The sequence below is a fragment of the Burkholderia sp. BE17 genome, assembly GCF_009362305.1.
In the GTDB taxonomy this organism is placed as follows: Bacteria; Pseudomonadota; Gammaproteobacteria; order Burkholderiales; family Burkholderiaceae; genus Burkholderia; species Burkholderia pyrrocinia_C.
On the sequence record NZ_WHNU01000007.1, the window covers coordinates 15,953 to 32,580 of the forward strand.

Annotated in this window: 15 protein-coding genes; 7 read left to right on the forward strand and 8 right to left on the reverse strand. The window is 67.7% G+C overall.

All coding sequences use genetic code 11. The features are described 5' to 3' along the window. Window positions 1-56: 56 nt before the first annotated feature. Window positions 57-986, reverse strand: coding sequence for a 2-hydroxyacid dehydrogenase (locus tag GD429_RS08305; protein WP_152856500.1), 930 nt, complete (start codon window positions 984-986; stop codon window positions 57-59). 166 nt (window positions 987-1,152) lie between these two features. Here GD429_RS08305 and GD429_RS08310 point away from each other — a divergent pair, with 166 nt between their 5' ends. The 5 genes from GD429_RS08310 to GD429_RS08330 all read left to right on the forward strand — a co-directional run bounded on the left by GD429_RS08310 (window position 1,153) and on the right by GD429_RS08330 (window position 5,848). Continuing rightward, window positions 1,153-2,076, forward strand: a complete 924-nt coding sequence (locus GD429_RS08310; RefSeq protein ID WP_152856501.1) for an ABC transporter substrate-binding protein — start codon at window positions 1,153-1,155, stop codon at window positions 2,074-2,076. Continuing rightward, complete coding sequence (locus GD429_RS08315) at window positions 2,073-3,251, forward strand: ABC transporter permease (protein WP_152856502.1); 1,179 nt, start codon at window positions 2,073-2,075, stop codon at window positions 3,249-3,251. Before GD429_RS08310 ends, GD429_RS08315 begins: the two co-directional genes overlap by 4 nt. Next, window positions 3,248-4,186: an ABC transporter ATP-binding protein gene (locus GD429_RS08320; RefSeq protein WP_152856503.1), complete on the forward strand. Its 939-nt coding sequence runs from the start codon at window positions 3,248-3,250 to the stop codon at window positions 4,184-4,186. Before GD429_RS08315 ends, GD429_RS08320 begins: the two co-directional genes overlap by 4 nt. Continuing rightward, a complete protein-coding gene (locus tag GD429_RS08325; protein ID WP_152856504.1) occupies window positions 4,183-4,959 on the forward strand; it encodes an ABC transporter permease in 777 nt (258 codons plus the stop codon). The genes GD429_RS08320 and GD429_RS08325 overlap by 4 nt, the downstream gene beginning before the upstream one ends. 220 nt (window positions 4,960-5,179) lie before the next feature. Beyond that, complete coding sequence (locus GD429_RS08330; protein WP_152856505.1) at window positions 5,180-5,848, forward strand: lytic transglycosylase domain-containing protein; 669 nt, start codon at window positions 5,180-5,182, stop codon at window positions 5,846-5,848. A 45-nt stretch (window positions 5,849-5,893) separates the two neighbouring features. Here GD429_RS08330 and GD429_RS08335 read toward each other — a convergent pair whose 3' ends face one another. Beyond that, window positions 5,894-6,769 carry a LysR family transcriptional regulator gene (locus GD429_RS08335; RefSeq protein ID WP_321574469.1) on the reverse strand — a complete coding sequence of 292 codons (876 nt, stop codon included), beginning with the start codon at window positions 6,767-6,769 and terminating at the stop codon, window positions 5,894-5,896. A gap of 169 nt (window positions 6,770-6,938) precedes the next feature. Between GD429_RS08335 and GD429_RS08340 the strand changes: the two genes are divergently transcribed. Beyond that, window positions 6,939-8,006, forward strand: a complete 1,068-nt coding sequence (locus GD429_RS08340; protein WP_152856506.1) for an alkene reductase — start codon at window positions 6,939-6,941, stop codon at window positions 8,004-8,006. Between the two features lie 89 nt (window positions 8,007-8,095). On the opposite strand, the gene GD429_RS08345 is transcribed toward GD429_RS08340, so the two are convergent. The 6 genes from GD429_RS08345 to GD429_RS08370 are packed head-to-tail and all read right to left on the reverse strand — an operon-like array spanning window position 8,096 to window position 15,131. Then, window positions 8,096-8,536 carry a dihydroneopterin aldolase gene (locus GD429_RS08345; RefSeq protein ID WP_034180809.1) on the reverse strand — a complete coding sequence of 147 codons (441 nt, stop codon included), beginning with the start codon at window positions 8,534-8,536 and terminating at the stop codon, window positions 8,096-8,098. After that, window positions 8,533-9,165, reverse strand: coding sequence for a sarcosine oxidase subunit gamma (locus tag GD429_RS08350; RefSeq protein WP_152856507.1), 633 nt, complete (start codon window positions 9,163-9,165; stop codon window positions 8,533-8,535). Before GD429_RS08350 ends, GD429_RS08345 begins: the two co-directional genes overlap by 4 nt. Next, complete coding sequence (locus GD429_RS08355; RefSeq protein WP_152856508.1) at window positions 9,155-12,166, reverse strand: sarcosine oxidase subunit alpha family protein; 3,012 nt, start codon at window positions 12,164-12,166, stop codon at window positions 9,155-9,157. Before GD429_RS08355 ends, GD429_RS08350 begins: the two co-directional genes overlap by 11 nt. Then, a complete protein-coding gene (locus GD429_RS08360; RefSeq protein WP_065501223.1) occupies window positions 12,163-12,462 on the reverse strand; it encodes a sarcosine oxidase subunit delta in 300 nt (99 codons plus the stop codon). The genes GD429_RS08355 and GD429_RS08360 overlap by 4 nt, the downstream gene beginning before the upstream one ends. Window positions 12,463-12,484: 22 nt before the next feature. Further along, the gene (locus GD429_RS08365) at window positions 12,485-13,729 is read right to left on the reverse strand and encodes a sarcosine oxidase subunit beta family protein (RefSeq protein WP_006480591.1); all 1,245 of its coding nucleotides are present in this window, start codon (window positions 13,727-13,729) and stop codon (window positions 12,485-12,487) included. 16 nt (window positions 13,730-13,745) lie between these two features. Continuing rightward, window positions 13,746-15,131 carry an L-serine ammonia-lyase gene (locus tag GD429_RS08370; RefSeq protein WP_152856509.1) on the reverse strand — a complete coding sequence of 462 codons (1,386 nt, stop codon included), beginning with the start codon at window positions 15,129-15,131 and terminating at the stop codon, window positions 13,746-13,748. 284 nt (window positions 15,132-15,415) lie between these two features. On the opposite strand from GD429_RS08370, the gene GD429_RS08375 reads away from it, so the two are divergent. After that, entirely contained in the window at window positions 15,416-16,489 is a 1,074-nt protein-coding gene (locus GD429_RS08375; RefSeq protein WP_152856510.1) for a GlxA family transcriptional regulator, read from the forward strand. Window positions 16,490-16,628 lie beyond the last annotated feature (139 nt).

Below are 16,628 nucleotides of genomic sequence, written 5' to 3' on the forward strand. Positions count from 1 at the left end.
GACGTCGGTCGCCGTCCGCACTGTTTTATCTGCGAACAACCTGATTCAAACCCGACTCAAACGGGCGTCAGCACCGGCTGCCCCGCGAAATGCCGCGCGGCGTTGTCGAGAAACTGCTGCACCGAACGATCGAGCGCCTCGGGCGACCAGCCGCCCATGTGCGGCGTCAGTACGACGCTGTCGAGATCCGTCAGCGCGCGCGGCGGCTCCGGTTCCCCTTCATACACGTCGAGCCCCGCGCCCGCGATGCGCCCTTCGCGCAGCGCATCCGCCAAAGCAGCGGTATCGACAACGCTGCCGCGCGATACGTTGACGACAAAACCGCCGGGGCCGAGCGCGTCGAGCACCGCGCGGTCGATCATGTGCCGCGTGCCCGCGCCGCCCGGCGTCGCGACGATCAGGAAATCGGCCCACTGCGCGAGCGCGTCGAGCCGATCGAAATAGCGGTAAGGAACGTCCTTCGCGGAACGGTTGTGATAACCGATCTCGATGTCGAAGCCGGCCGCGCGGCGCGCGCACTTCTCGCCGATCTTGCCGAGCCCGACGATGCCGAGCTTCTTGCCCGACACGTTCGGCGGCATCGGCAGCGCCTCGCGCCATACGCCCGCGCGGGTTTTCGCATCGAGCCGCACGACGCCGCGCACCGCCGCGAGCAGCAGCGCGAACGCGTGATCGGCGACGCAATCGTCGTTGGTGCCGGCGCCCGTCACGACCGTGATGCCGCGCGCCTTCGCATGCGCAACATCGATATGCTCGTAGCCGGCGCCAAGGGCGCTGACGAACGTGAGTTGTGGAAGGCGATCGATGTCGGCAGCGGCAAGGCCCGTACTACCGTTGGTCAGCACCGCGCGAATCGTGCCGCCGTGTTCGGCGATCGCACGTTCGCGTTCTTCGGCGGTCGGGGCGTAGCGCACGTCGAACGACGCGGCGATCTCGCGATGCGCGTCGCCGCGCAATGCGATGAGGACCAGCAGCTCGGGCTTCATGTCAGCAAGTGTCCGCAGGCGGGAACGGATTTCAGTGTAACAAGCCCGCATGACGGATGCGGGTTATCCCCACACGGGCTGTGGGCACGCCGCCGCACGCGGTTTGCCAAAGCCGGCTCAGTCAAGTAACTTTCGGCGTACGCCCCCGTCCTGGAGATTGGCCCTGATGAAGCTCGCCCTGCCCGCCCGGATCCTGGGCCTCGCATTCGCCGCCGCGCTCGTCGCGCCCGGCGCGCACGCCGACACGCCCGTCGTGGTGTCTTCGAAGATCGACACCGAAGGCAACCTGCTCGGCAACCTCATCGCGCAGGTGCTGAAGGCCCACGGCATTCCGGTCACCGAAAAGATCGCGCTCGGCACGACGCCGATCGTGCGCAAGGCGCTCACGAGCGGCGAGATCGACATCTACCCTGAATACACCGGCAATGCCGCGTTCTTCTTCAACAAGGCCGACGATCCGGTGTGGAAGAACGCAAGCCAAGGCTACGACACCGCGAAGAAGCTCGACTACGCGGCGAACCATCTCGTGTGGCTCGCACCGGCGCCCGCGAACAACACGTGGGGCGTCGCCGTGCTCGCGCCTGTCGCGCAATCGCAGCACCTGAAGACCTTCTCCGATTTCGGCAAATGGATCGCGGGCGGCGGCAAGCTGAAGCTCGCCGCGTCGGCCGAATTCGTGAACAGCGCGTCCGCGCTGCCGTCGTTCGAGAAGGCGTACGGCTTCAAGCTGAAGCCCGAGCAGCTCGTCGTGCTGTCTGGCGGCGACACGGCCGCGACGATCAAGGCCGCCGCGAACCAGACCGACGGCGTGAACGCCGCGATGGTCTACGGCACCGACGGCGGCATCGCATCGAGCGGCCTCGCGGTGCTCGACGACGACAAGCACGTGCAGCCCGTTTACGCGCCGACTCCCGTGATCCGCGAAGCCGTGCTGAAAGCGCATCCGCAGATCGCCGATTACCTGCAGCCCGTGTTTGCAAGCCTCGACCTGAAGACGCTGCAGTCGCTGAACGCACGCATCCAGATCAACGGCGAGCCGGCGGCCGGCGTCGCGAAAAGCTACCTGAAATCGAAGGGCTTCGTTAAATGACGGGTCGCGCGGCAGCGTCCGCGCGGCGCGTGATACCCGACAAGGTCGGCATCCTGATCGGTATCCTGACGATCGTCGGCGTGCTCGGCCTGCCGTTCGCGGTGCTGCGGCCGAACCGGATCGCGGCCGGCGCCGACCTGTCGGTGTTCGCCGCGCTGCCCGCCGTGCAGGGCGCGGTGTTCGCCGCGCTATGGATCGCCGGCGCGCTGTGGGCGATGACGGCGAGCCGCCCCGCGTGGCGGCTCGCGGCCGGCTGCACGTGGCTCGCGACGCTCGCATATGCGGTCGGTGCAGCCGCGACGCACGTCGTCGCGCCCGACGACATGCTCGCGCGCGTGTCGCCCGCGGCTGGCGTCTGGCTGCTGCTGTTCGCGTGGGCCGTGCTCGTCGCCGACGCGCTCGCGCGGCTCGCGTTCGGCCCGTGGCGGCGCCTCGTCGCGCTCGTCGTCGCGATTGCGGCGATCTCGGTGCCGCTCGCGAGCGGCTGGTGGGACGGCCTCTCCGTGATGCGCGAATACGCGGTGCGCAGCGACGATTTCTGGCGCGAGGCCACCCGGCACGTGTCGCTCGCGGGCGGCTCGGTCGCGGCCGCGCTCGTCGCCGGTGTGCCGCTCGGCATCGCGTGCGCGCGCATCGCGGCGGTGCGCACCGTCGCGATGCCCGTGCTCAACGTCGTGCAGACGATCCCGAGCATCGCGATGTACGGGCTGATGATGGCGCCGCTCGGCCTGCTCGCCGCGCACGTGCCGCTCGCGGCCGCGCTCGGCATCCGCGGAATCGGCGTCGCGCCGGCCGTGCTCGCGCTGTTCCTGTATTCGCTGCTGCCGATCGCATCGAGCGTCGTGGTCGGGCTCGAGCAAGTGCCGCCGCACGTGACCGAAGCGGCGCGCGCGATGGGCATGACGCGCGCGCAGCGGCTGCTGCGCGTCGACCTCGTGCTCGCGCTGCCGGTGATCCTGAGCGGCGTGCGCATCGTGCTCGTGCAGAACATCGGCCTGACCGCGGTCGCCGCGCTGATCGGCGGCGGCGGGTTCGGCACCTTCATCTTCCAGGGGATCGGGCAATCGGCCGCCGATCTCGTGCTGCTCGGCGCGATCCCGACGATCGCGCTCGCACTGGCGGCCGCCGTCGTGTTCGAAGCCGCGACGTCGCTCGCGAAGGGGCGAGCGGGATGATCGAGATCGAACGTGTCGGCAAACGCTTCGGCGACGTCGTCGCCGTCGACGATGTATCGCTGACGATGAAGCGCGGCACGATCACCGCGCTCGTCGGCGCATCGGGCAGCGGCAAGTCGACGCTGCTGCGCATGATCAACCGGCTGATCGCGCCCACCAGCGGCACGATCCGCATCGACGGCGTCGATACGGCGAGCGTCGCGCCCGAGCAGCTTCGACGCGGTATCGGTTATGCGATCCAGGGGCACGGGCTGTTTCCGCACTGGAGCGTCGCGCGCAACATCGCGACCGTGCCGCGCCTGCTCGGCTGGCCGCCGGCGCGCATCGAAGCGCGTGTGAACGAACTGCTCGACCTGTTCCATCTCGCGCCGGCCGAGTTCGCCGACAAGCTGCCGCACGAGCTGTCGGGCGGCCAGCAGCAGCGCGTCGGCGTCGCGCGCGCGCTCGCGGCCGAGCCCGGGATGCTGCTGATGGACGAACCGTTCGGCGCGCTCGATCCGATCATTCGCGGCAAGGCGCAGGACGACCTGTTCGCGTTGCAGCGCCGCCTCGGCGTCACGGTCGTGATCGTCACGCACGATATCGAGGAAGCGCTGAAGCTCGGCGACACGATCGCGGTGATGGACGGCGGACGGCTGCTGCAGGTCGCGCCGCCCGCCGAGATTCTCGGCAAGCCGGCAGCCGGCGTCGTCGAGCAGCTCGTCGCGGGTGTCGACCGGCCGCTGCGCCTGCTCGCGCTGACGCCGATCGACGCGGTAGCCGAACCCGGTCATGCCGACGGCGAACCGATCGCCGCGACGCGCACGCTGCGCGACGCGGTGTCCGAGCTGCTGTGGCGCGGTGCGGACGCGCTTCCCGTGGACGACGGCAACGGCCGCGTCGCGCGCCGCATCACGCTCGATGCGATCCGTGCACACGCGAGGAAACCCGCATGACGACGCACGGCGTGCGGCCAACGCGTTCGGCGCTGCGCCGGCGGTCGCCAGCCTATGCGGCCCGCGCGGCCGCACTCGCGCTGCTGCTCGTGCTGCTGTTGCGCCCAGCATGGCTGCAAGGTCTGTTCGCGCCGTTCGCAGACAACGGCGCGCCGGTCATCTACGATCGCGCGAGCCTGCTCGATCTCACGCTCGCGCATCTCGGCACGGTCGCGCTGTCGAGCCTGATCGGCACGATTGTCGCGGTCGCGGCCGGCATCTTCGTCACGCGGCCGGCCGGCGCGGATTTCCTGCCGGTCGCGCGCAGCGTCGTCGACATCGGCCAGACTTTCCCGCCGGTCGCGGTGCTCGCACTTGCGGTGCCGGCCGTCGGTTTCGGATTGAAACCCATGCTGATCGCGCTCGTGCTGTACGGGCTCCTGCCGATTTTCGAAAGCACGATCGCGGGGCTCGAAGACGTGCCGCGCGACGTCGTCGACGCCGCGCGCGGGATGGGGATGAGCGGCTGGCAGCAACTGGTGTCGGTCGAGCTGCCGCTCGCGTTTCCGGTGATCGTCAACGGCATCCGGCTCGCGGTCGTGATCAATCTCGGCACCGCGACGATCGGCTCGACGGTCGCCGCGCGCGGGCTCGGCGACGTGATCATCGCGGGCCTGCAGACGTCGAACACCGCGTTCGTGCTGCAGGGCGGCGTGATCGTCGGACTGCTCGCGGTGCTCGTCAGCGATGCGATCGGCGCGCTTGCTCGGGTGGCTGCCGCGCGGCGCGCATAGACGGTTCGCGTCGCTTTTCCATGCACGGGGAAATGAGGATACGATCCCGGAACCGACGGTGACATTCATCCGGACTCCGATGCGTGCCCATGCAACGATCGGCCCATCGATCGTCGCGAACCGATACAAGCCTACACGGTGCTTTCATTCGAGCCGGCGCTCGACCACCGGCGGCGATTGGCCGATATACTATGCGCCTCCCAATTTCCCGCACTCCACCATGCGACGGTTTCTCTGTCTGATCGTGCTTTCGCTCGGCATCGCGCAACAGGCATCGGCGCAGCAAGCGCCAGCAGTGCCTGCATCCGCGCCCGAAGCGGCCGCATCGGCACCGTCCGTCGCATCCGCGCCGCTCGCCGACGCCAACGATCAGCCGAACGAAGCAAACCGCCGCATCACGGCCTACCTGTCGAAGAAATTCGGCGTCGCGAAGGAGCGGGCCGCGAAGCTCGCCGATATCGTGAGCGTTACTGCGACGAAATATTCGCTGCCCCCGGCACTCGTTTACGCCATCATCTCGATCGAATCGCGCTTCCAGGAAAAGGCGCGCGGCCAGCATGGCGCAACGGGGCTGATGCAGGTCGTGCCGGCCGCACACCGCGGCCTGCTGCGCAACGTGAAGGATCTGACCGAGCCGAACGCGAACGTCGAAGTGGGCTCCGCGATCCTGTCGGGCTACGTAAGGGCGGCCGGCGGCAACGTGCAGGCCGGGCTGAAGAACTATGGCGGTTCGAACGCGTATGCGGCGAAGGTGATGCAGCGGGTCGATTCGTTCCGGTTCGTGCTCGAACCTGACGACGTGAAAGCTGCGAACGATACTAAGGCGCGGATGGTGCCGGTAAGCGAATCGTCGACGTCGCCGCCGGCCGCGAGCCGCAGCACCCGCTAAGCGCACTCCGCGCGCACTCCCGAAACTTTCAGGCCGCTCGAGGCGCTATGCCTGCGCGAAATGCTCGCGCAGAAACTCGATGAAAATCTGCGTCTTCGCGGGCAACAAACGCGTTTCCGTCATCGCATAGATCGGCACCGGCGCGCCCTCCCATCCGGGCAGCACGCGACGCAACCTCCCTGCGGCCACGTCGTCGGCCACGACCTCCTCCGGCATCTGGATGATCCCCGCATCGTGCACGGCCAGTTGCCGGACCATGCCGACGCTGTTCACGACGAAGCGACCACCCACCGGCACCTCGACCTCCCGCGCGTCGTCATGCAGCGTCCACGCATCGACGCGCTGCACGCTCAGGCACTGATGCCGCGTCAGGTCGTCCGGCTCGCGCGGCTCGCCCGAGCGCTCCAGATAGCGCGGCGACGCATACAGGTGATTGCGGAACGTGGCGAGCCGCCGCGCGACGAGTTGCGAATCCGCCGATTCGCCGATGCGGATCGCGACGTCGAACGGCTCGCTCACCAGATCGACGCGCCGCGACGTCAGCTCGAAATCGAACGTCAGCTTCGGATAACGGTTCGCGAATTCGACGATCAGCGGCGTCAGGTAGATCACCGCGAAATCGACGGGAAACGACGCGCGCAGCACGCCCGATGGTTCGGCCAGCAGTTCGCCGAGCTGTTCGTGCGCGAGGCGCGCCTCGTCGACGATGCGCTTGCAGCGCTCGAAATACAGCTGCCCGGCCTCCGTCAGCTCGATGCGACGCGTCGTGCGATGCAGCAGCCGCAAGCCGATCGCTTTTTCCAGCGCGCCGATCCGCCGCGACAGCGTCGAATTCGGCATGCCCAGCGCGTCGGCCGCGCTGCGAAAGCCCTTCGCCTTCACGACTTCCACGAACAGCGCCATGTCGTTCAGCAGCTCCACGCCCACTGCTCCATCAATGGATCAATGTTATCCAAATTACCATATTTATCTCGAAAAAGAAGCAATGGATGATGCACACGTGGAGGCGAGGCCGGCGCAACGTGCGCGGCCGCCGCCCGATGCGGGATCGCCCCGATCCCGCATCCCGAACTTCGAGGAGTCACGCATCATGGACGCACTGTTCACCCCGGCCCGGGTCGGCCGCTACACGCTGCAGAACCGCCTGGTCATGGCGCCGATGACGCGCAGCCGCGCCGCGTTCGACGGCACGCCCGGCGAACTGGCCGCCGAATACTATGCGCAGCGCGCGGGCCTCGGCCTGATCGTCAGCGAAGGCACGCAGCCGTCCGACGACGGCCAGGGCTACCTGACGACGCCCGGCATCTATACCGATGCGCACGTCGCCGGCTGGAAGGCGATCAGCGACCGCGTGCATGCGCGCGGCGGCCGCCTGTTCATCCAGTTGATGCACGTGGGGCGCATGTCGCACCCCGACAATACGCCGCATCATCGCCAGGGCGTCGCGCCGTCGGCGATCGCGCCGGGCGTGCCGATGTTCACGGTGAAGGGGATGCAGGAGATTCCCGCGCCGCGCGCGCTGACGACGGACGAGGTGCGCGACACCGTGAACGACTTCCGCTTCGCCGCGCGCCGCGCGATCGAGGCCGGCGCCGACGGCGTCGAGATCCATGGCGCGAACGGGTATCTGGTCCAGCAGTTCTTCGCGCCGAACGCCAACACGCGCAGCGACGCCTACGGCGGGTCGACCGAGAATCGCGCGCGCTTCGCGATCGAGATCGCCGAGGCGATCGCCGACGAGATCGGCGCGGACCGCACCGCGATCCGCCTGTCGCCCGGCACCACGCTGTGGGGCATCGACGAAGGCGCGGAAGGGCCGGACCTGTATCGCCACCTGGCGACGCAGCTCGACCGGCTCGGCCTCGCGTACCTGCACGTGATGCACCAGGGCGACGAGCCGCTGCTCGCTGACCTGCGCGAGCGCTGGAGCGGCACGCTGATCGTGAACCGGCCGGGCCGCACGCGCGACGCGATCGGCACGGATGTCGCAGTGGGCCTCGCCGATCTCGAAGCGTACGGCCAGATGGTGCTCGCGAATCCGGATTTCGTGACGCGGCTGAAGACGGGCGCGCCGATGAACGACGCGCAGCGCGACACGTTCTTCGGCGGCGATGCGCGCGGGTATGTGGATTATCCGGTGCTGAACGGTACGGCGTAACTGCTGCAACAAGCACTGCAAAGAGAAACGGCGCGCCATGACTTCGTCATGACGCGCCGCTTTCAGAACGACACGGGCCGATCAGCGAATCAAATCTGCCCCGCCGCCCCCGTCCACCGCAAATAATCCCCGCGCGTCCAGTCGAGCGACACGCCGACCCGCTTCGTGCCGGGCCGGATCTTCGGCTTGTACACCGACAGCGTCAGCGACTCCAGCGCCGGCCATTCGCGGAACGACAGCACCGCGATATCGGCGACGAGCGTCTCCAGCAGCCGCGTATGCGGCTTGTGCGACAGAAACGACGCGACGCGCGCGCAATAACCGTCGTAATCGATCCACTCGCCCTGTTCGCTCGGCTCGCAGCGATACCCGAGCCGCGCATCGATCACGATCGGCTGCGGCGCTTCATGCTCGTGCGCGTGAATGCCGATCCGCGCGGGCACCTTCAGTTCGTCGACGAACACGCTCCAGCCGCGCCCGCGCAGGCGCGGCGCGTCGATCGCCACGAACGGTTCGTCGAACGGCTTCATGACGCGAGCGGCTCGGCGGCGTCGAGCATGATGCGCACGAAGTAGTCGGCGAAGCTGCGGCGCAGCACGATCTCGTACGCATCGTCGCCGGTCGGGATCAGCACGATCGACGCCTTGAAGTAATGCGACTGCGCGCACTGGCCCGGCTTGAACGCACGCGGATGGAGATCGAGCGGGCAGCCGCGCGCGAGCACGTCGCGCACGCGTTCGCCGCTGATCTCGACCACCGTGTAGCCGCTGCCGACATCGACGGCCGCCGAATACGTGCCCTGCACGGCCTCCGCGAGCTTTGCCTCGAGCACGCCGGCCTGCACCGGCCCGTTCGAGCGCACGAGCCACTCGTCGGGGCCGAGCCACAGCACGTCGTACTCCGCGCCGCGCACGGTCGTGTTCGGCTGAGCGGGCGGCCGGCAGCCGACCACGCGCTCGAACGCGCTCACGAACGCCGGATCGCTCAACTCGCCGCGCACGTTGACGAGATCGAGGAACGGCCGCTCGCGCAGCTTGAACTTCTTCGATGCGCGCGCCTGGTGCGTCTTCAGCACGTCGGTCGCGCCGACGAACGGCGATTCAAGCGTCACGCCGCCCGCGCCCGCCACCTGCGTCTGGTTTCTCGTTTCATTCCACATGCTGACGCACCCCTTCGGTATCGTAGAAAACCGGGCTCGAGATCTTCGCGGTGATGCGCTTGCCGTTGGCCAGCGGAATCACGACGCTCTCGCCCATCTTGTTCAGGCCGCCCTTCACCACCGCGAGCGCGATCGAGCGCTTCAGGATCGGGCTGTAGTAGCTCGACGTCACGTGGCCGATCATCGGCGTCGGATCGACCGCCGACACCTGCGTGTCCTTCTCGATGATCTGCGCGCCTTCCGGCAGCACGAACTGCTCGTCCTCGGTCAGCAGGCCGACGAACTGCTTGCGGCCCTCCTTCGCGGTGTCCGAGCGCGCGAGCGAACGCTTGCCGAGGAAGTCCTTCGACTTCGCGACGACCCCGCCCATCCCGAGGTCGTACGGCGTGATCGAGCCGTCGGTATCCTGGCCGACGATGATGTAGCCCTTCTCGGCGCGCAGCACGTGCATCGTCTCGGTGCCGTACGGCGTGATGTCGAACTCGGCACCGGCCGCCATCAGCGCCTCCCATACCGCGCGGCCCGCGTTCGCCGGCACGTTCACTTCATAGGCCAGCTCGCCCGAGAAGCTGATCCGCATCACGCGCGCCTTCGCACCCGCGACGGTGCCGTTGCGGTAGCTCATGAACGGGAACGCCTCGTTGCCGAAGTCGATGTCCTGGCACACCTTCTGCACGACCTTGCGGCTCTTCGGGCCGACCACCGCGAACGTCGCCCAGTGATCGGTGACGGACGAGAGCCGCACCTTCATGTCGGGCCATTCGGTCTGCAGCCAGCGTTCGAGCCACGTGAGCACGCGCGCCGCGCCGCCCGTCGTGGTCGTCATCATGAAATGCTGGTCGGCGAGGCGCACCGTCACGCCGTCGTCGAACACCATCCCGTTCTCGTCGAGCATCAGCCCGTAGCGGCACTTGCCGACTTCGAGCTTGTTCCACGGGTTCGTGTACATCCAGTTCAGCAGCTTCACTGCGTCGGGGCCCTGGATGTCGATCTTGCCGAGCGTCGATGCATCGAGGATGCCGACGCTGTTGCGCACCGCGAGGCATTCACGCTTCACGGCCGCATGGAGATCCTCGCCGTTCTTCGGGAAATACCACGGCCGCTTCCAGTTGCCGACGTCCTCGAACAGCGCGCCGTGCTCGACGTGCCATTCATGCACGCAGGTCTTGCGGATCGGATCGAGGAAATCGCCGGTCTCGCGGCCCGCGAACGTGCCGAACGACACGGGCGTGTAGTTCGGGCGGAACGTCGTCGTGCCCGTTTCCGGAATCGACTTGCCGAGCGCCTGCGCGAGGATCGCCATCCCGTTGATGTTGCCGAGCTTTCCCTGGTCGGTGCCGAAGCCCATCGCCGTATAGCGCTTCACGTGCTCGACCGATTCGAAGCCTTCGCGCGCGGCGAGCAGGATGTCGGCGGCCGACACGTCGTTCTGGAAATCGACGAACTGCTTCGGCCCGCGCGCCGCGGCCTCGCGGCTGCCGACGAGCCACAGCGGCTGCAGTGCGCCTTCGACGGTTTCGGCGACCTGCGGCGCGACCGGGCGCTGCGCGGCCGTGAAGCCCGCCGCCTTCGCCGCTTCCGCGCCCGCATCGACCGCGAGCCGCAGTGCACGCGCGAGGCCGAATTCGCCCGCCGCCGCACCGATGCTCGACTCCGCCTGCACGGGCTTGCCCGGCAGGAAGCATGCCTTCTCGTCGTTCCAGCAGGCCTTGCCGCCCGACTGCGCGAACAGGTGCAGCACGGGGCTGAAGCCGCCCGACATCGCGACGAGGTCGCACGGCAGCGTCTGCAGCTTGCCGCCCACTTGCCCGTTCGTGCTGGACGCGACGTCGACCGACGATACGCGCCACTTGCCCGATGCGCCCGTCACGACCGCGCCGCTCATCACCGTCACGCCCTGCCGCTTTGCAGCGGCCGGCAGCGCGCCGTTCGACGACGCGCGCGAATCGACGACCGTCACCTTCGCGCCGCACGCCTTCAGGTCGAGCGCGGTCTGGTACGCGCGGTCGTTGTTCGTGAACACGACCGCGTTGCGACCCGGCAGCACGCCGAAGCGATGCACGTAGGTGGACACGGCCGACGCGAGCATCACGCCCGGCAGGTCGTTGTTGCCGAACACGATCGGACGCTCGTGCGCGCCGGTGGCGAGGATCACGCGCTTCGCGCGGACCTTCCACAGCAGTTCGCGCGTGCCCTTGCGCATCGACACCGGCAGGTGATCGGTCAGGCGCTGCGTGACCGTCACGAGGTTGTGGTCCTGGTAGCCGAACGCGGTGCTGCGCGACAGGATCGTCACGTCGGGCAGCTTGCGCAGCTCGGCCTCGATCTTCTCGACCCACTGCAGCGCGGGTTTCGCGTCGATCTCGGCGCGGCACGACAGCAGGCTGCCGCCGAGCTCGCGCTGGTCGTCGACGAGGATCACGCGTGCGCCGGCCGTCGCGGCCGCATGCGCGGCGGCGAGGCCCGACGGGCCACCGCCGACCACGAGCACGTCGCAGTGCGCGTAGCATTTGTCGTAGCGATCGGCGTCGAGCGCCTCGGGCGCCTTGCCGAGGCCGGCCGCCTCGCGGATCTTCTCTTCGTACTTCGGCCACATGTTGCGCGGCCACATGAAGGTCTTGTAGTAGAAGCCGGCCGGCAGGAAGCGCGAGAACTTCTGGTTGATCGCGTACTTGTCGTTCTCGAGCGTCGGCTCCGCGTTCACGCTGGTCGCGACGAGCCCCTGGTACAGCTCGATTTCGGTCGCGCGCGCGTTCGGCACCGTGTACGGGCCCGATTCGAGCTGCACGACGGCATTCGGTTCCGCGACGTCCGCGGTCACGATCCCGCGCGGACGGTGGTACTTGAAGCTGCGCGCGACGAAGTGCACGCCGTTCGCGAGCAGCGCGGACGCGAGCGTGTCGCCCTGGAAGCCCTGGTACGTGCGGCCGTTGAACGTGAACGTCAACGGAATCGCGCGATTGATGCGGCCACCGGTGCCGAGACGGTCTTTCTGGCTCATTTGCTCGTGCCCTCTTCGTGTGCGTTGCCGGCGGCTGCGCCACCGAACGTTTCGTATCCCTTGATATCGTAGGTCACCGTGTCGCGCGTGGCCTTGAACCAGCGGCGGCAGCCCTGCGTGTGCAGCCATTGCTCCTTGTGCAGCCCGCGCTTGTTCTCGCGCATGAACACGTACTCGCCCCATTCGCGGTCGGTCATGTTCTCGTTGTTGACGGGGCGCACGATGTCGGCTTCGCCGCCGCACGAGAATTCGGATTCGGCGCGCGGCCCGCACCACGGACATTCGATCAGCAACATGTTTGTTTCTCCAATGGTGGGGTTAGTGCGCAACGGCGGCAGCGCCGTGCTCGTCGATCAGGTGGCCCGTGTAGAAGCGGTCGAGTGCGAACGGCGCGTTCAGCGGATGCGGTTCGTCGCGCGCGATCGTGTGCGCGAACACCCAGCCCGAGCCGGGCGTCGCCTTGAAGCCGCCGGTGCCCCAGCCGCAGTTGAAATAAAGGCCCTTCACGTCGGTCTTGGTGATGATCGGGCACGCGTCCGGCGACACGTCGACGATGCCGCCCCACTGGCGGTTCATCCGCACGCGCGAGAACACCGGGAACATCTCGACGATCGCCTGCAGCGTGCTTTCGATGATGTGGAAGCTGCCGCGCTGGCCGAAGCCCGTGTACTGGTCGATGCCCGCGCCGATCACGAGGTCGCCCTTGTCGGACTGGCTGATATACGCGTGCACCGCGTTCGACATGATCACCGAGTTGACCACCGGCTTGATCGGCTCGGACACCAGCGCCTGCAGCGGGTGACTTTCGATCGGCAGGCGCACGCCGGCCATGTCGGCGAGCGTCGTCGTGTTGCCGGCTGCCACCACCGCGACCTTCTTCGCCTTGATGAAACCCTTCACCGTATCGACGCCGACCACCGCGCCGCCTTCGCGGCGAATGCCGGTCACCTGGCAGTTCTGGATGATGTCGACGCCCGCACGGTCCGCGCCGCGCGCGAAGCCCCAGGCCACCGCGTCGTGGCGTGCAACGCCCGCACGGCGCTGGATCGATGCGCCGAGCACCGGGTAGCGGCTGTTCAGGTTGATCGTCGGCTCGATTTCCTTGATCTGCGCGGGCGTCAGGAATTCGGCATCGACGCCGTTCAGCCGGTTCGCGTTGACGCGGCGCTCGGTGTCGCGCACGTCCTGCAGCGTGTGCGCGAGGTTCATCACGCCGCGCTGGCTGAACATCACGTTGTAGTTCAGGTCCTGCGACAACCCTTCCCACAGCTTCATAGCCTTCTCGTACAGCGCGGCCGATTCGTCCCACAGATAGTTCGAGCGCACGATCGTCGTGTTGCGCGCGGTGTTGCCGCCGCCGATCCAGCCCTTCTCGAGGATCGCGACGTTCGTGATCCCGTGTTCCTTCGCGAGGTAGTAAGCGGTCGCGAGGCCGTGGCCGCCGCCGCCGACGATCACGACGTCGTATTCCTTCTTCGGTTCCGGGCTCTTCCACTGCTTTTCCCAGTTCTCGTGATACGAGAGGCCGTTGCGGAACAGGCTGAATATCGAGTAGCGGCTCATGATGATTGACCCTTCGTTAGCATTCGATGACGTTCACGGCGAGACCGCCGCGCGACGTTTCCTTGTATTTCGTCTTCATGTCGGCACCCGTCTCGCGCATCGTCTTGATCACGGAATCGAGCGACACGTAGTGCTGGCCGTTGCCCTTGAGCGCCATGCGCGATGCATTCAGCGCCTTGATCGCGCCCATCGCGTTGCGCTCGATGCACGGGATCTGCACGAGCCCGCCAACCGGGTCGCACGTCATCCCGAGGTTGTGCTCCATGCCGATCTCGGCGGCGTTCTCGACCTGGTCGGGCGTGCCGCCCATCACCGCGGCGAGGGCGGCCGCGGCCATCGAGCACGCGACGCCCACTTCGCCCTGGCAACCGACTTCCGCGCCGGAAATCGACGCGGTTTCCTTGTAGATGATCCCGATCGCCGCGGCCGTCAGCAGGAATTCGACGATGCCGGCTTCGTTCGAGCCCGGCACGAACTTCACGTAGTAGTGCAGCACCGCGGGAATCACGCCGGCCGCACCGTTGGTCGGCGCGGTGACGACGCGCCCGCCCGCCGCGTTTTCCTCGTTGACGGCCATCGCGTACAGGTTGACCCAGTCGAGCATCGACAGCGGGTCGCGCAGCGACTCTTCCGAACGCGCGCGCAGGTGCCCGTTCATCTCGGCCGCGCGGCGCTTCACGCGCATCGGGCCCGGCAGCTCGCCTTCGACCTTGCAGCCGCGCTCGACGCATGCGGCCATCGTGCGCCAGATCGCGAGCAGCCCGGCGCGCACTTCGTCGGCGGGGCGCAGCGCGCTTTCGTTGCGCAGCATCAGCTCGGCGATCGACAGCCCGTGTTCGCGGCACTGGCGCATCAGGTCGTCGCCGGTGCGGAACGGATAGGGCACCTCGACCGCCGCGCGCACGCCGTTCACGCGATCGCCGTCGCGGTTCACGACGAAGCCGCCGCCGACCGAGTAATACTCTTTCTCGACCAGCAACTGGCCGTGTTCGTCGAATGCCTGGAAGCGCATCCCGTTCGGGTGCACGATGCTCGTGCCGCTCATCAGCTTGCGAAAGAAGCCGATGTGCTCCTTTTCCTCGAAGCGGACCGTCTGCTTGCCGAGCAGCGACAGCGACTTCTCCGCGCGGATCGCGGCGAGCCGCGGCTCGATCAGGTCCGGATCGATCGTGTCGGGCAGGTGGCCCTCGAGGCCGAGCAGCACGGCCTTGTCGGTGCCGTGGCCCTTGCCGGTCGCGCCGAGCGAGCCGTACAGCTCGACCCGCACGCGGCGCACGAAGCCGAGCAGGTTCGCGTCCTCCACGTGCGACGCGAAGCGGCACGCGGCGATCATCGGGCCGACCGTATGCGAACTGGACGGGCCGATGCCGATCTTGAACAGGTCGAACGCGCTGACGTTCATCTGGCTTCCTCTGGATGACATGCGTGGAATGACGTTGGGCACCAGTACATCAAAGCGTAAAATTGGCCGATAGAACAAAAACGGCATCGGCGTGGGATACCGCCGCCAAGCGCCGCGCCGGCCGGTGCAAAAGTACGGTTTGGCGATGGTTCGCGACGGAAAACCACAAGTCCGGCCGAAGCCGATCGGCGACGCTGGCACCATCCGCGCCGCCCCGGCAGCCGTACCCGCAACCAGAGTGAAACGAGTGAGACCGCCTGCCCGGCGTGACGAGATTGGCCGCGATGACACCCGACGTACCCGCTTCCCCCCTCGCAGAACCCGCGCCGCGGCGCATCCGCTTCGGCATCGTGCTGCTGCCGAACTTCACGCTGACGGCCTTCTCGGGCTTCGTCGACATGCTGCGGCTGTCGGCCGACGACGGCGACTACAGCAAGCCCGTGCGCTGCGCGTGGAGCGTGATCGGCGAGACCCTCGCGCCGGTGCGCGCGAGTTGCGGGATCCAGATCACGCCGTGGGAGACGTTCGACGCGGCCGAACCGTTCGACTATGTGGTCGTGGTCGGCGGGCTGCTGCATTCGGGGCCGCAAGCCGGCCCCGAAACGCTCGACTTCGTCCGCCGCGCGGCGACGGGCGGCGCGACGGTCGTCGGGATCTGCACCGGCGTGTTCACGCTGATGCGCGCCGGCGTGCTCGACGGCTACCGCACCTGCGTGAGCTGGTTCCACTACTGGGATTTCATCGAACGCTTCCCGTCCGCCGACCCCGACCTGCTGATCGCCGACCGGCTGTTCGTGATCGACCGGCGCCGGATCACCTGCTCGGGCGGCCGCGCGTCGATCGACGTCGCCGCCGCGATCCTGCTGCGCCATTTCGACCACGCGACCGTGCAGAAGGCGCTGCGCATCCTGCTGGTCGGCGAGATGCAAAAGGGCAACGCGCCGCAGCCGCATCCGCCAGGGCTTGAACCCGCGACGCATCCGAAGGTCAAGCGCGCGATTCTCCTGATGGAACAGCATGTCGGGCGCACGCTGCCGCTCGATGAACTGGCGTGCAAGCTCGACCTGTCGACACGGCAGCTCGAGCGGCTGTTCAAGGCCGAGACGGGCAAGAGCCCGCAGGTGTTCGCGAAGCAGGTGCGGCTGCGCACCGCCGCGTGGCTGCTGACGAGTTCGGATCGCACGGTCGCCGATATCGCGTCGAGCTGCGGGTTCGCCGATGCGTCGCACCTCGGGCGCGAATTCCGCAAGCAGTTCGGCGTACCGCCAGCGACCTATCGCGAGCGCGGCGGCGAAGCGGCGGAAGCCGGCGCGGCGCCGGATGCGACGGTCGACCCCGTCGAGGACATCGCCGACTGACGGCCGAAGGCACCCGCACTTCTCTTTCCAGACCAGCCGACCAACTGCAAAGCGACATTCGCTCGCGCCGATTTCAATTCAATTGGAACCGGTTTCAATCAACTTGACCGACGTTGAACGACATTGATCGAGGGTTATC

Coding starts and splice junctions, on each gene's coding strand:
- GD429_RS08305 (WP_152856500.1), bottom strand. CDS start 986: ATGAAGCCCGAGCTGCTGGTCCTCATCGCATTGCGCGGCGACGCGCAT.
- GD429_RS08310 (WP_152856501.1), top strand. CDS start 1,153: ATGAAGCTCGCCCTGCCCGCCCGGATCCTGGGCCTCGCATTCGCCGCC.
- GD429_RS08315 (WP_152856502.1), top strand. CDS start 2,073: ATGACGGGTCGCGCGGCAGCGTCCGCGCGGCGCGTGATACCCGACAAG.
- GD429_RS08320 (WP_152856503.1), top strand. CDS start 3,248: ATGATCGAGATCGAACGTGTCGGCAAACGCTTCGGCGACGTCGTCGCC.
- GD429_RS08325 (WP_152856504.1), top strand. CDS start 4,183: ATGACGACGCACGGCGTGCGGCCAACGCGTTCGGCGCTGCGCCGGCGG.
- GD429_RS08330 (WP_152856505.1), top strand. CDS start 5,180: ATGCGACGGTTTCTCTGTCTGATCGTGCTTTCGCTCGGCATCGCGCAA.
- GD429_RS08340 (WP_152856506.1), top strand. CDS start 6,939: ATGGACGCACTGTTCACCCCGGCCCGGGTCGGCCGCTACACGCTGCAG.
- GD429_RS08345 (WP_034180809.1), bottom strand. CDS start 8,536: ATGAAGCCGTTCGACGAACCGTTCGTGGCGATCGACGCGCCGCGCCTG.
- GD429_RS08350 (WP_152856507.1), bottom strand. CDS start 9,165: ATGTGGAATGAAACGAGAAACCAGACGCAGGTGGCGGGCGCGGGCGGC.
- GD429_RS08355 (WP_152856508.1), bottom strand. CDS start 12,166: ATGAGCCAGAAAGACCGTCTCGGCACCGGTGGCCGCATCAATCGCGCG.
- GD429_RS08360 (WP_065501223.1), bottom strand. CDS start 12,462: ATGTTGCTGATCGAATGTCCGTGGTGCGGGCCGCGCGCCGAATCCGAA.
- GD429_RS08365 (WP_006480591.1), bottom strand. CDS start 13,729: ATGAGCCGCTACTCGATATTCAGCCTGTTCCGCAACGGCCTCTCGTAT.
- GD429_RS08370 (WP_152856509.1), bottom strand. CDS start 15,131: ATGAACGTCAGCGCGTTCGACCTGTTCAAGATCGGCATCGGCCCGTCC.
- GD429_RS08375 (WP_152856510.1), top strand. CDS start 15,416: ATGACACCCGACGTACCCGCTTCCCCCCTCGCAGAACCCGCGCCGCGG.